Genomic DNA, 14700 nt, shown 5'->3' on the forward strand with positions numbered 1-14700 from the left:
TGTGGGAGCGGGCTTGCTCGCGAAGGCCGCGACTCGGTCTTAAAGCGAAGCCAACTCGACTTCTGCCTCGAAAGCCTTCGCCACCTTCAACTGCCGCATCTGCTCACAGCCCCACAACACCCGCTCCGGGGTCGCCGGGGCGTCGATGTTTGGTTGATGCTTGTAGTCCCCCAGGCTGGCCACGGCGTCCTTGATCGCACACCACGAGGCGATGCCGAGCATGAACGGCGGCTCGCCGACAGCCTTGGAGTGGAACACCGTGTCTTCCGGGTTCTTGCGGTTTTCCACCAGCTTCACCCGCAGGTCCAGCGGCATGTCGGCCACGGCCGGGATCTTGTAGCTCGCCGGACCGTTGGTCATCAGTTTGCCTTTGTTGTTCCACACCAGTTCTTCCATGGTCAGCCAACCCATGCCCTGGATGAAACCGCCCTCGACCTGACCGATGTCGATTGCCGGGTTCAGCGAAGCGCCGACGTCGTGAAGAATGTCGGTGCGCAGCATCTTGTACTCGCCGGTCAGGGTGTCAACGATCACCTCGCAGCACGCCGCACCGAAGGCGTAGTAGTAGAACGGACGACCACGGGCCTGGCTGCGATCGTAGAAGATTTTCGGGGTCTTGTAGAACCCGGTACTCGACAGCGAAACCTGAGCGAAATACGCCTGCTGGATCAGCGCTTCAAAGGTCAGGATGTGGTCGCGAACACGCACATGGCCATTGTGGAATTCCACGTCTTCTTCGCTGACTTTGTAGTGCCGCGAGGCGAATTCGACCAGTCGTTTCTTGATGATTTCTGCTGCGTTCTGCGCCGCTTTACCGTTCAGGTCGGCGCCGCTGGAAGCCGCCGTCGGCGAGGTGTTTGGCACCTTGTCGGTGTTGGTCGCGGTGATTTGCACACGGTCCATTTCCACCTGGAACACTTCGGCCACGACCTGCGCGACTTTGGTGTTCAGGCCTTGGCCCATTTCGGTGCCGCCGTGGTTCAGGTGAATGCTGCCGTCGGTGTAGATGTGGATCAGCGCGCCGGCCTGGTTGAGGAAACTGGCGGTGAACGAGATGCCGAATTTCACCGGGGTCAGCGCCAAGCCTTTTTTCAGGATCGGGCTGTTGGCGTTGTAGCGGCGGATCGCTTCGCGGCGCTCGTAGTACTGGCTGCTTTCTTCCAGTTCGGCGGTCATTTCCTCGAGCATGTTGTGCTCGACGGTCTGGTAGTAATGGGTGACGTTGCGCTCGGTCTTGCCGTAGTAGTTGGCCTTGCGCACGGCCAGTGGATCGAGGGCCAGATGGCGGGCAATCGCGTCCATCACTTCTTCGATGGCGACCATGCCTTGCGGGCCACCGAAGCCACGGTAAGCGGTGTTCGACGCGGTGTTGGTCTTGCAGCGGTGACCGTTGATGGTCGCGTCGCCCAGGTAGTACGAGTTGTCGGCGTGGAACATCGCACGGTCGACAATCGACGCCGACAGGTCCGGCGAGCAGCCGCAGTTGCCGGCCAGTTCCAGGGCGATGCCGTGCAGGCGGCCGGTGCTGTCGAAGCCCACGTCATACTCGACGTAGAACGGGTGACGCTTGCCGGTCATCAGCATGTCTTCGACCCGCGGCAGGCGCATCTTGGTTGGCTGGCCGGTGAGGTGCGCGATGACCGCGCAGAGGCATGCCGGGCTCGCGGCCTGGGTTTCCTTGCCGCCGAAACCACCGCCCATACGGCGCATGTCGACGATGATCTTGTTCATCGACACGTCCAGAACTTCGGCAACAAGCTTCTGTACTTCGGTCGGGTTTTGCGTGGAGCAGTAGACGATCATCCCGCCGTCTTCAGTAGGCATCACCGAAGAGATCTGGGTTTCGAGGTAGAAGTGTTCCTGGCCGCCGATGTGCAACGTGCCCTGGATGCGATGTTCAGCGGTGGCCAATGCGCCAGCAGAATCGCCGCGTTGGTGAGTGTGGCTGTCGAGTACGAAATGGCGTTTTCTTAATGCTTCAACCACGTCCAAAACCGGTTCAAGGTCTTCGTATTCGATGATCGCGGCCATCGCGGCTTTGCGTGCGGTTTCCAGATCTTTAGCGGCAACCGCAAGCACCGGTTGCCCAACGAATTGCACATCATCGATGGCCAGCAGCGGATCGCCCGGCATCAGCGGGCCGATGTCTTTCAGGCCCGGCACGTCTTCGTGGGTGATGGCGATGCGCACGCCTTCGAAGGCGTAACAGGGCTTGGTGTCGATGCTGATGATTTTCGCGTGGGCGCGGTCCGACAGGCGTGCATAAACGTGCAACTGGTTCGGGAATTCCAGTCGGTCGTCGATGTACTGCGCTTCACCGGACACGTGTTTGGCGGCGCTGTCGTGCTTGACGCTGCGGCCGACACCGGTGGTCAGGTCCTTGGCGAACAGTTCAGCCAGTTCGGCTTGGGTCTTCTCTACAGCGTGATGATTAGACATAAGCGGTCACCCGAGTCTCGATGTGCGGTGTTTGCAGTTCGATAAAGTATTTACGCAGCAGGTTTTGCGCGCTGAGCAGGCGATATTCCTTGCTGGCGCGGAAGTCCGAGAGCGGCGTGAAATCTTCGGCCAGGGCGGCACAGGCGCGTTCAACGGTGTCGTTGTTCCAGGTCGCACCGAGCAACACGGCTTCGCAGGTCTTGGCGCGTTTTGGCGTGGCGGCCATGCCGCCGAAGGCGACGCGGGCGTCGGCGATCACGCCATTGTCGATGCGCAGGTTGAACGCGGCGCAGACCGCAGAAATGTCATCGTCCAGACGCTTGGAAACCTTGTAGGCGCGGAACAGTTGTTCAGCGCTGGCGCGGGGCACGATGATCTTTTCGATGAACTCGCTTTCCTGGCGCGCGGTGACCCGGTAGTCGATGAAGTAATCTTCGATGGCCAGGGTGCGGCGGGTTTCGCCTTTGCACAGAACGATCTGCGCGCCCAGGGCAATCAGCAGCGGTGGTGAGTCGCCAATCGGCGAGGCGTTGCCGATGTTGCCGCCCAGGGTGCCCTGGTTGCGAATCTGCAAGGAGGCGAAGCGTTGCAGCAATTCGCCGAAGTCCGGGTATTCGGTTTTCAGTGCGTCGTAGCAATCGGAGAGGGCTGTCGCGGCGCCGATTTCCAGGCGATCGTCGAAGCGTTCGATGCGCTTCATCTCGGCGACGTTGCCGACGTAGATCATCACCGGCAAGGTGCGGTGGAACTGGGTGACTTCCAGCGCCAGGTCCGTGCCGCCGGCCAGCAGCCGGGCCTGTGGATAAGCGTCGTAGAGGTCGGCCAGATCAGCGACGGTCAGCGGCACCAGGCAGCGCTTGTCGCCACTGTTGAGTTCGCCGATGTCGGTGGGGGCGATGGACTTGAGGCGAGCGATGGTCTCGGCTTCACGGGCGTCGAACTGATCCGGCTGCTTGGCGCAGCAGGACTGTTCGGCGGCCTGGAGGATCGGCCGATAACCGGTGCAGCGGCAAAGATTGCCGGCCAGCGCTTCGTGAGCTTTATGAGAATCGGGCTCGTCGCTGTTTTTTTGCAGCGCGAACAGCGACATCACGAAGCCTGGGGTGCAGAAGCCGCATTGCGAACCGTGGCACTCGACCATGGCTTTTTGCACGCTGTGCAGTTCGCCCTTGTACTTGAGGTCTTCGACGCTGATCAATTGTTTGCCGTGCAATGACGAAACGAACGTCAGGCACGAGTTGAGGCTGCGATAGCGAATGTGTTCGCGGCCGTCGTCATCCGTTTGCAGCTCGCCGACCACCACGGTGCACGCGCCGCAGTCACCGCTGGCGCAGCCTTCTTTGGTGCCGGGTTTGCCCACATGGTCGCGCAAGTAATTGAGCACGGTCAGGTTCGGGTCCAGGGCGTGCTCGCTACGGAGTTCCTGGTTTAGTAAAAACTGGATCACGGAAGGCCTCGCAGACTCATTATTGTTGTTAACCGATTTGAACCGAATTTATCAGGTCTGACTTTTCGGTCAATGGTTTTCTGACTTAAAGGTCAGGAAATCAGTTTTTCTCGATGAACAACGCGTTCCATCAGTATTGACCCTCACGGGATAGCCTGCTTTTTGCTTAATTCGTGCCAAAACCGCCGGGTGGGCACTCCGCCATGACGTACCAATTGCGCTACACTGCGCCGCTTGTGCAGATCGAAGAGTTTGAAGGACAACCATGACGTTCAAGGCGCCGGACAGCCTCGCCGAGCAAATTGCTCACCACCTCGCCGAACGTATCATTCGCGGCGAAATGAAGCCGGGAGAGCGCATCCAGGAACAGAAGGTCACGCTGGCCCTCAATGTCAGCCGCGGTTCGGTCCGTGAGGCCTTGCTGATTCTCGAGCGCCGCCACCTGATCGCGATACTGCCGCGACGTGGCGCCCATGTCACCGAACTCACCGCGCACAAGGTCCAAAGCCTGTGCACGCTGATGAGCGAGTTGTACATCCTGCTCGGCAATGCCGTGGCTACGGGCTGGCAAGTCCAGGCCGACCTGGCGCCGTTCGTGCAGATCCAGCAGCGCCTGGCGTCCAGCTACGAGCGTCAGGACATCCGCACGTTCGTCGACGACAGCTTCAGTGTGATGCGCGCCGCGTATCCGTTCGCCAACAACCCGTACTTGCAGGAAACCGTCGAGAATCTGCAGCCGGCCATGAGCCGCGCGTATTTCCTCGCCCTGGAACAGCGCAAGGCCGAGATGAGCGAGTTTCTGGAGTTGTTCGAACGCTTGCTCGCAGCGGTGATCGCCCGTGACTTTCCGCAGATTCGCGAAGTGCTGACGGCATATGCCCAGCGCAGTAGCGATCTGGTGGTTTCTGCCCTGACGGACGCTTAAGCGTGCGGCTCAAGTGCATCAAGCTGGCGGGGTTCAAATCCTTCGTCGACCCGACCACGGTGAACTTCCCCAGTAACATGGCGGCGGTGGTCGGGCCCAATGGTTGCGGCAAGTCGAACATCATCGACGCCGTGCGTTGGGTGATGGGCGAGAGTTCGGCCAAAAACTTGCGTGGCGAGTCGATGACCGACGTCATCTTCAACGGCTCCACCAGTCGTAAGCCGGTGAGCCAGGCGAGCATCGAACTGGTGTTCGACAACTCCGACGGCACGCTGCTCGGCGAATACGCCGCCTATGCGGAAATCTCCATTCGCCGCAAAGTGACCCGCGACAGCCAGACCACTTACTACCTCAACGGCACCAAATGCCGTCGTCGCGACATCACCGACATCTTCCTCGGCACCGGCCTGGGTCCGCGCAGCTACTCGATCATCGAGCAGGGGATGATCTCCAAGCTGATCGAATCCAAACCCGAAGACCTGCGTAACTTTATTGAAGAGGCGGCGGGGATCTCCAAGTACAAGGAGCGCCGGCGCGAGACTGAAAACCGCATCCGCCGCACCCATGAAAACCTGGCCCGCCTGTCTGACTTGCGTGAAGAGCTTGAGCGTCAGCTCGAGCGCTTGCACCGCCAAGCCGAGTCCGCGAAGAAGTATCAGGAATTCAAAGCCGAAGAGCGTCAGCTCAAGGCCCAACTGTCGGCCCTGCGCTGGCAGGCGTTGAACGAACAGGTCGGTCAGCGCGAAGCGATCATCGGCACTCAGGAAATCACCTTTGAGGCCCTGGTCGCCGAGCAACGTAACGCCGATGCGGCGATTGAACGCCTGCGTGACGGTCACCACGACCTCTCCGAGCGCTTCAATCTGGTGCAAGGGCGCTTCTATTCGGTCGGTGGCGACATCGCCCGCGTCGAGCAAAGCATCCAGCACGGTCAGCAGCGTTTGCGTCAGTTGCAAGATGATCTGAAAGAAGCCGAGCGCGCACGTCTGGAAACCGAATCGCACTTGGGCCACGACCGCACCTTGCTGTTGACCCTCGGCGAAGAGCTGGACCTGCTCACGCCGGAACAGGAAGTCACCAGCGCCGCGGCCGAAGAAGCCGCCGCTGCGCTGGAAGAATCCGAAACCACCATGCACGGGTGGCAAGAGCAGTGGGACACCTTCAACCTCACGGCCGCCGAGCCGCGTCGTCAGTCTGAAGTGCAGCAGTCGCGCATCCAGCAGCTGGAAACCAGCATGGAGCGTTTGGCTGATCGCCAGAAGCGTCTGGGCGAGGAGCGCACGTTGCTCTCGGCGGACCCGGAAGACGCGGCGATCATGGAACTCAGCGAGCAGCTCGCTGAATCCGAAGCGACGCTTGAGGACTTGCAAACCAGTGAAGAAGCTCAGGTCGAAAAGCTTGAACAGCTGCGTCAGGAATTGCAGCACGCATTGACCGCGCAGCAACAAGCCCAGGGTGATTTGCAACGCCTCAATGGTCGTCTCGCGTCCCTTGAAGCCTTGCAGCAAGCCGCGCTCGATCCGGGCACCGGCACCGCCGAATGGCTGCGTGAACAAAACCTGGCAGACCGTCCGCGCCTGGCCGAAGGCCTGAAGGTAGAAGCGGGTTGGGAGCTGGCGGTGGAAACCGTGCTCGGCGCCGACCTGCAAGCGGTGCTGGTGGATGACTTCGGCGATTTCGATCTGGCCGGGTTTGCCCAGGGCGATCTGCGCTTGCTCAGCCCCGCCAGCGAGGGCGTGCGCGTGGCCGGTAGCTTGCTCGACAAGGTCGAGGCGCAGATCGATCTGTCGCCGTGGCTGGGGCAGGTCAAACCGGTGGAAAGCCTTGAGCAGGCCTTGGCTTTACGCGCTCAATTGGCGCCCGGCGAAAGCTTGATCAGTCGTGACGGTTACTGGGTCGGTCGGCACTTTTTACGTGTGCGTCGGGCCAGTGAAGCGGAAAGCGGCGTGCTTGCCCGTGGCCAGGAAATCCAGCGCCTGGGCCTTGAACGCGAAGAGCGCGAAACCTCGGTCGAAACCCTGGAAACCCAACTTCAAAATCTCAGGGCGCAACAGCGTCAGCAAGAAAACGGTCGCGAACATTTGCGCCGTCTGTTGCAAGACGAAGCCCGTCAACAAGGTGAATTGAAAGCCCAGTTGTCTGCCGGTAAAGCCAAGGCTGAACAACTGACCCTGCGCCGCACTCGTCTTGACGAAGAGCTCACCGAGCTGAGCGAGCAGCGGGCGCTGGAACACGAAAACATCGGCGAAGCGCGCCTGCAATTGCAGGACGCCCTCGACAGCATGGCGCTGGACACCGAGCAGCGCGAGTTGCTGCTGGCTCAGCGCGACAGTTTGCGCGAGCGCCTCGATCGGGTGCGACAGGAAGCCCGGCAGCATAAGGATCATGCGCATCAACTGGCGGTGCGTCTGGGTTCGCTCAAGGCGCAACATGACTCGACGCGTCAGGCGCTGGAACGGCTGGAGATGCAGTCCGAGCGCCTGACCGAGAAGCGCGAGCAACTGAGTCTGAATCTGGAGGAGGGCGAGGCGCCGCTGGAAGAGCTGCGCCTGAAGCTCGAAGAATTGCTCGACAAGCGCATGACCGTCGACGAAGAACTCAAGACTGCGCAAATGGCCATGGAAGATGCCGACCGCGAATTGCGTGATGCCGAGAAGCGCCGCAACCAGGCCGAGCAACAATCGCAATTGATCCGTGGCCAACTCGAACACCAGCGCATGGAATGGCAAGCCCTGACCGTGCGCCGCAAGACCCTCGAGGATCAGTTACTGGAAGACGGCTACGACCTCCACGGCGTGATCGCGACCCTGGTGGCCGAAGCCAACGAAAAAGAGGCTGAGGAAGAGTTGGAGCGCATTGCCGCACGTATTGCGCGTCTTGGTGCGATCAACTTGGCGGCCATTGACGAATACACGCAACAATCCGAGCGCAAACGTTATCTGGATGCGCAGAACGACGATCTGGTGGAAGCGCTGGATACCCTGGAAAACGTGATTCGCAAGATCGATAAGGAAACCCGCAACCGCTTCAAAGATACCTTTGATCAGATCAATGCCGGTATTCAGGCACTTTTCCCAAAAGTTTTCGGTGGAGGGCGCGCGTATTTGGAACTGACGGGCGAAGATCTACTCGATACAGGGGTAACGATCATGGCGCAGCCGCCAGGAAAGAAGAACAGCACCATCCATTTGCTCTCCGGTGGCGAAAAAGCCCTGACTGCTCTGGCCCTGGTTTTTGCGATCTTCAAGTTGAACCCGGCGCCGTTCTGCATGCTCGATGAAGTTGACGCGCCATTGGATGACGCTAACGTTGGACGCTATGCACGACTGGTCAAAGAGATGTCGCAGACGGTGCAGTTCATCTACATCACCCACAACAAGATCGCCATGGAAATGGCCGATCAACTGATGGGGGTGACGATGCACGAGCCGGGTTGCTCACGCTTGGTAGCAGTGGATGTCGAGGAGGCGATGGCGATGGTGGATGCCTGAGTCGCTGGCTGTAGGGCAAGTATTTATGTGCTGTAGGCTTATTTACTTTCTCTTTACTTGCTGGCCAATCGACATATTCGCTGAAGCCATTGTGACAGACGGTGTAAAGTTGCCTTTGGTCGTGCTAGTTTAATGTCAATTTTTCGTATACGTGGGCAAAACGCCTGTCAGAACATAGAGTTGGCGCCACGTTTTAAAGCGGTTTGCACGTTGTAAACCCCTTATTTTTCAGCATTTTTTATAGAGGCACGGGATTACATGGAAATCGGTCTGCGCGAGTGGCTGATCGTCATCGGCATTATTGTCATTGCCGGTATTCTTTTCGATGGCTGGCGTCGCATGCGCGGCGGCAAGGGAAAACTTAAATTCCGCCTTGACCGAAGTCTGTCCAACCTGCCGGACGAGGACACCAGCGCCGAGCTGTTGGGCCCGCCACGGGTGCTGGATACTCATAAGGAGCCGCAACTGGATGAGCACGATCTGCCGTCCGTGAGCATGCCGGCCCGGGAACCTCGTGAGTCGGGCTCCAAGCGCGGCAAGCGTGGCCATGGCGAACCTTCCCAGGGTGACATGAACCTCAGCCTCGACCTGGACGGCGGCCCGAGCTTCAGCAGCCGTGACGACGATTTCCCGGATGACGCCAAGTCCGCGCCATCGGTCAGCGAAAAAGATCAGCCGCAAGCCGAAGAAGTGCTGGTGATCAGCGTGATTTGCCGCGACGCCGCCGGCTTCAAAGGCCCGGCGCTGTTGCAGAACATTCTGGAAAGCGGCCTGCGTTTTGGCGAGATGGATATTTTCCATCGCCACGAAAGCATGGCGGGTAACGGCGAAGTGCTGTTCTCCATGGCCAATGCGGTCAAGCCGGGCATCTTTGATCTGGACGACATCGACCACTTCAGCACTCCGGCGGTGAGCTTCTTCCTCGGCCTGCCAGGCCCACGTCATCCGAAGCAAGCCTTCGACGTGATGGTGGCTGCGGCACGCAAGCTGTCCCAGGAACTGAACGGCGAACTGAAAGACGACCAGCGCAGCGTGCTGACCGCTCAGACCATCGAGCATTACCGTCAGCGCATCGTTGAATTCGAACGTCGCGCCCTGACCCAGAAGCGCTAGAGTCAAAAGGGCTGTTGTGGCGAGGGGGCTTGCCCCCGTTGGGCTGCGAAGCGGCCCCAGAACCATTCAGCCTGTTTTGCCAGATGGGGCACGATCACAGGATTTGCGACTGCTTCGCAGCCGAACGGGGGCAAGCCCCCTCGCCACATAGTGCAAGCCTTTAGGCTATCGTGATTAGAAGATTGAGCAGCCTCGGCTGCTCTTTTGCTTTATGAGAGAACACCCATGACCGCCGTCAAAAACCGCATTCTAGAGCTGCGCGCTGAGCTGGATCAGCACAACTATCGCTATCACGTGATGGACGAGCCGAGCATTCCGGACGCCGAGTACGACCGGTTGTTCCATGAGCTCAAGGCCCTCGAAGCGGCCAATCCCGAACTGATCACCAGCGACTCGCCGACCCAGCGCGTCGGCAGCGCGGCGCTGTCGGCGTTCACCCAGGTGCGCCACGAAGTGCCGATGCTCAGCCTCGGCAACGCCTTCGAAGAAACCGACATGCGCGAGTTTGATCGTCGGGTGACCGAAGGTCTCGACCTGCCGGCCGGCGACCTGTTCGGTGGCGGCGCGGCGGTGGAATACAGCTGCGAACCGAAACTCGATGGCCTGGCGGTCAGCCTGTTGTATCAGGACGGCGTACTGGTACGCGGCGCGACTCGCGGTGACGGCACCACCGGCGAAGATATCAGCGTCAACGTACGCACCGTGCGCAACATCCCGCTCAAGTTGCACGGCACTGGCTGGCCGGCGACGCTTGAAGTGCGCGGCGAAGTGTTCATGTCCAAGGCCGGTTTCGAACGGCTCAACGCCACGCAACTGGAAGTCGGCGGCAAGACCTTCGCCAATCCGCGTAATGCGGCGGCCGGCAGTTTGCGCCAGCTGGATTCGAAGATCACCGCCAACCGTCCACTGGAATTCTGCTGCTACGGCATCGGCCAGATTTCGGCCGACATTGCCGACACGCATATCGGCAATCTCAAGCAATTGCAGGTCTGGGGCATGCCGATCAGTCATGAGCTGAAACTGGCCCATGGCATCGATGAATGCCTGGATTACTACCGCGACATCGGTGAGCGCCGCAACGGTCTGGCCTATGAAATCGATGGCGTGGTGTTCAAGGTCAACAGCATTGCTTCGCAACGTGAATTGGGTTTCCGTGCACGCGAACCGCGTTGGGCGATTGCGCACAAATTTCCGGCTATGGAAGAGCTCACCGAATTGCTCGACGTGGAGTTCCAGGTCGGCCGCACCGGCGCGGTGACGCCGGTCGCTCGCTTGAAACCGGTCAAGGTCGCTGGCGTGACGGTGGCCAACGCGACGCTGCACAACATGGACGAAGTGGCGCGACTGGGTTTGATGATCGGCGACACGGTGATCATCCGCCGCGCTGGCGATGTGATCCCGCAAGTGGTGCAAGTTGTCCTTGAGCGTCGTCCAGAAGACGCACGGCCGGTGCAGATTCCCGAGCAATGCCCGGTGTGCGGCTCTCATGTCGAGCGCACGCAATTGGTCAAGCGCAGCAAAGGTCGCGAGACCGTCAGCGAAGGCGCGGTGTATCGCTGCGTCGGTCGTCTGGCCTGTGGTGCGCAGTTGAAGCAATCGATCATCCACTTCGTCTCCCGTCGTGCCATGGACATCGAAGGCCTGGGCGACAAGAGCGTCGAGCAACTGGTGGATGAAGGCCTGGTGGGTTCGCCGGCCGATCTGTATGCGCTGAAGTTCGAAGACATTGTCGACCTGGAAGGCTTTGCCGAGCTGTCGAGCAAGAAGCTGCTCAGCGCCATCGAAGACAGCAAGCAGCAGAGCCTGGCGCGCTTCATTTACGCCCTCGGGATTCCCGATGTCGGCGAAGAGACGGCCAAGGTGCTGGCGCGTTCTCTGGGTTCGCTGGAGCGGGTTCAGCAGGCGTTGCCGCAAGTGTTGACGTACTTGCCGGATGTTGGGCTGGAAGTGGCTTACGAGATTCACAGCTTCTTTGAAGATGCGCATAACCAGCAGGTGATTGCCGAGCTGCTCAAGCACGGTTTGCAGATTCAGGATCAGGGCGAATTGGGCGCGGAGTTTTCTGCGAGCACCACGCTCGGCGGCTTCCTCGATAAGTTGCACATCCCTTCGGTGGGGCCGGGCGGTGCGCAGAAACTGGCGGACAAGTTTGGTTCACTGGAAGGCGTGTTTGGCGCCGACTGGCTGGACATGCGCCAGGCATTGCCGGAGAAACAGGCGAATTCGGTTCGCGAGTTTTTCGCTGTCGAAGAAAATCGCCAGATTGCCGAGGCGGCCGAGAAACAGTTGCGTGATTTCGGCATGCACTGGCAGAGCGAGAAGAAAGTCGTCGAAGGCTTGCCGCTGGCCGGGCAGACCTGGGTGTTGACTGGTTCGCTTGAGTTGATGAGTCGCGATGTGGCTAAGGAGAAGCTTGAGAGCCTCGGCGCCAAAGTGGCGGGTTCGGTGTCGGCCAAGACTCATTGCGTAGTGGCTGGCCCGGGGGCGGGCTCCAAGTTGGCCAAGGCCAATGAGCTGGGGTTGAAGGTGCTGGATGAAGAGGCGTTTGTGGTATTCCTGAAGGAACACAATATCTCTGTCTAAAGCGGACCTGTGGCGAGGGGGCTTGCCCCCGTTGGAGCGCGAAGCGGTCCCCTTGGCATTTGCGCCTGCTGCGCAGTCGAACGGGAGCAAGCTCCCTCGCCACAGGCAAGCCCCCTCGCCACAATTATGGGAACGATCGGCTAGCCGAAATGATCTAGTCTTGGCACCCCTCAGGGAGAGTTCGCCATGTACCGTTTCTTCGAACAGCTCAGTTCCCGCATCGCCGCGCCTTTCATCAGCGAGAGTTCGCGCAACAGCAAGGTCTGGCATTGCCGCTGCGGACAGTCGCTGTTCTTTCGCAACAGTCAGTGCCTGGCCTGTTCGGCGGCGCTGGGCTATCAGCCGGAGCAGAGTCGCTTGTCGTCGCTGCAACCCGGCCCGCAAGCGGACACTTGGCTGCTTGATGCTGATCCCGAGGCCGGTGTATTGCGCCGCTGCGCCAATCTCGATTCCCCGGCCGCGTGTAACTGGCTGCTCCCAGCCAACGATCACGATGCGTTGTGCATCGCCTGTAGTCTGAATCACACCATCCCTGATCTATCGATTGCCGAAAACCCTGAGCGCTGGTGTAAGGTCGAAACGGCCAAGCGCCGATTGGTTGCGCAACTGGTCAGCCTCGGGTTGCAGGTCATCCCGAAAACCGTGGATGAAGAAACCGGCCTGGCCTTTGACTTCATCGGCATCAACCTCGAAGGCAAGCTGCCGACGACGGGGCACGCCAACGGCTTGATTACCCTCGATATCAAAGAAGCCGATGATGCTCACCGCGAACAGGTTCGGGTGCAGATGCACGAGCCGTATCGCACGTTGCTCGGGCACTTCCGTCATGAGGTCGGCCATTACTACTGGGATCGACTGATCGCCAACAGCCATTGGCTGGAACCGTTTCGTGGCTTGTTCGGCGACGATCGAGCGAGCTACGCCGAATCCCTTGAGCGGCATTACCAGCAAGGTGCGCCGCTGGACTGGGAGCAACATTACGTCAGCGCCTACGCGACGATGCATCCGTGGGAAGACTGGGCCGAAACCTGGGCGCACTACCTGCACATGATGGACGCCGTCGACACCGCCCTGGGCTTTGGCATGAGTGCCCGGGAAATGGACTTCGATTACCAGCCATTCCCGTCCAGCACCCTCTACGACCCGCAGCATCCTGGCGGCACGGCGTTCCTGTCGTTCGTCAATGCGTGGATCGAGTTGGCTGGCATGCTCAACGAATTGTCTCGGAGCATGGGGCAGCCGGATTTCTATCCGTTCGCGCTGCCGTCAGCGGTGATCGCCAAGCTGCACTTCATCCACTTGGTGATCCAGCAGGAGGGCGGCAGGGCGGATGAGGTGTTGGCGCAATAGGATCAAAAGATCGCAGCCTTCGGCAGCTCCTACACGTGCGATCTTTTTGGGTCGCTGCATGTCCTTGACGCTGCTCATATTTTTTAATCCTCCCGAACGGTTGTAACTTCGTCTCAGATAGGTACAATGGCGCCGTTCGCCGTGAGGTGAACGTCGTTATGGTGACCCCATCGGTCCCCCCGCAACGATTACCCGTGAACCTGGTCAGATCCGGAAGGAAGCAGCCACAGCGGGAACATTGTGTGCCGGGGTGTGGCTGATGGGGTTGCCTCCATAACGAACAATCGAACGCTTCAAACAGAACTGCATGGGTTTCGCCCACTGCGGTTTTTTTGTGTCTGCGATTTGGCCAGCGCCCTGGGTTAATTGTGGGAGCGAGCCTGCTCGCGAAGGCGCCAGATCTGTCAGAGATGAGTTGACTGACACACCGCCTTCGCGGGCAAGCCTTGCTCCTACAGGGGTGATGGGGTGTTGTCGGATTGGCCGGTGTAGAGCCCGATTATGTCGTCAATCTCCCCCGACATTTTCATCCGCAACAACGTGCGCAAAATGCGCTGCACCGGCACGTTCGGGTCGTTGCGCACGTAGCAGCCGACATTCTGCTCCTGCAACACCGCCACGGCTTGCAATTGCTGGTCGGGTAGCAGGCGCTGGTTGAACCAGTCCAGGGTCCATTGATTGCTGACGGCGTAGCGATAGCGCCCGGCCAGCAGCTTATCCAGCACTTGTTCCTGATTGCGCGCGTCTTCGCGTTGCAACTGACCTGCATCGAACAGCGGTTGCAGTGTGGGATAGATGTAGCCAAGCACGGTGCCGATAGCCTCGTGCTGCAAATCTGCGGGAAGCACTGACGTGGGTGGGCCTTTTCGGCTGACCAGCAGGTCGCGCTGCAGAAACAGCGGAATGCTCCAGATGTAGTCCCCGGACTGATTCGGCAGCCACGATTGTGCGGCATAGCAGCGCACATCGACTTCGCCGTGTTCCATGGCGTTTTGCACCCGCGCCCGAGGCAACACATGAAACTCGGCCGGCACGCCGACCTGGGTCGCGAGGCTGAGCAGAATGTCATAAAGGATGCCCTGGGTCGGTCGGCCCTGCTCCAGTTGCACCATCGGCATGGCCCAACTGTCGGCCATGACAAAGCGCACCGGCGTGTCGGCGGTGGCGACGTTCAGGCAGAAGAATAACAAAGCCCCCAAGGCCAACCGCATAAACGCTCCGGTACTGATGAACCTTGAGCCGAGAAATAGCCCCCCAAAATGCAGCTTAGCCAGATTAGACGAGCACACCGGATGCAATTTCAGGCCTGCTCCGCTAGCATTAGCCGCTTCTGCTTCCCAGTGGCGATGGTT

8 protein-coding genes and 1 other RNA gene are annotated in these 14700 nt (G+C 59.8%); 6 read left to right on the forward strand and 3 right to left on the reverse strand.

The window, feature by feature from the left end; genetic code table 11:
- Window positions 1-39: 39 nt before the first annotated feature.
- Together xdhB and xdhA are read right to left on the reverse strand one after the other, a co-directional pair.
- On the reverse strand, window positions 40-2439 hold the full coding sequence (gene xdhB, locus JFT87_RS14080) for a xanthine dehydrogenase molybdopterin binding subunit (RefSeq protein WP_201202112.1): 2400 nt from the start codon (window positions 2437-2439) through the stop codon (window positions 40-42).
- On the reverse strand, window positions 2432-3886 hold the full coding sequence (gene xdhA, locus JFT87_RS14085; RefSeq protein WP_201202119.1) for a xanthine dehydrogenase small subunit: 1455 nt from the start codon (window positions 3884-3886) through the stop codon (window positions 2432-2434). Before xdhA ends, xdhB begins: the two co-directional genes overlap by 8 nt.
- A 265-nt stretch (window positions 3887-4151) precedes the next feature.
- Between xdhA and JFT87_RS14090 the strand changes: the two genes are divergently transcribed.
- The 6 genes from JFT87_RS14090 (at window position 4152) to ffs (ending at window position 13613) form a co-directional block, all read left to right on the forward strand.
- Window positions 4152-4811 carry a GntR family transcriptional regulator gene (locus tag JFT87_RS14090; protein ID WP_201202121.1) on the forward strand — a complete coding sequence of 220 codons (660 nt, stop codon included), beginning with the start codon at window positions 4152-4154 and terminating at the stop codon, window positions 4809-4811.
- A 2-nt stretch (window positions 4812-4813) separates the two neighbouring features.
- Window positions 4814-8302: a chromosome segregation protein SMC gene (gene smc, locus JFT87_RS14095; protein WP_201202128.1), complete on the forward strand. Its 3489-nt coding sequence runs from the start codon at window positions 4814-4816 to the stop codon at window positions 8300-8302.
- 258 nt (window positions 8303-8560) lie between these two features.
- Window positions 8561-9415: a cell division protein ZipA gene (zipA, locus tag JFT87_RS14100; protein ID WP_201202130.1), complete on the forward strand. Its 855-nt coding sequence runs from the start codon at window positions 8561-8563 to the stop codon at window positions 9413-9415.
- A gap of 225 nt (window positions 9416-9640) precedes the next feature.
- Complete coding sequence (ligA, locus tag JFT87_RS14105) at window positions 9641-11998, forward strand: NAD-dependent DNA ligase LigA (protein WP_201202131.1); 2358 nt, start codon at window positions 9641-9643, stop codon at window positions 11996-11998.
- Between the two features lie 186 nt (window positions 11999-12184).
- Window positions 12185-13348, forward strand: a complete 1164-nt coding sequence (locus JFT87_RS14110; protein WP_201202132.1) for a zinc-binding metallopeptidase family protein — start codon at window positions 12185-12187, stop codon at window positions 13346-13348.
- A 168-nt stretch (window positions 13349-13516) separates the two neighbouring features.
- Window positions 13517-13613, forward strand: an RNA gene (ffs, locus tag JFT87_RS14115) — signal recognition particle sRNA small type.
- 187 nt (window positions 13614-13800) lie between these two features.
- Here ffs and JFT87_RS14120 read toward each other — a convergent pair.
- Window positions 13801-14559, reverse strand: coding sequence for a substrate-binding periplasmic protein (locus JFT87_RS14120; protein WP_201202133.1), 759 nt, complete (start codon window positions 14557-14559; stop codon window positions 13801-13803).
- Between the last annotated feature and the right edge of the window lie 141 nt (window positions 14560-14700).

This window comes from Pseudomonas sp. TH15 (assembly GCF_016651105.1).
In the GTDB taxonomy this organism is placed as follows: Bacteria; Pseudomonadota; Gammaproteobacteria; order Pseudomonadales; family Pseudomonadaceae; genus Aquipseudomonas.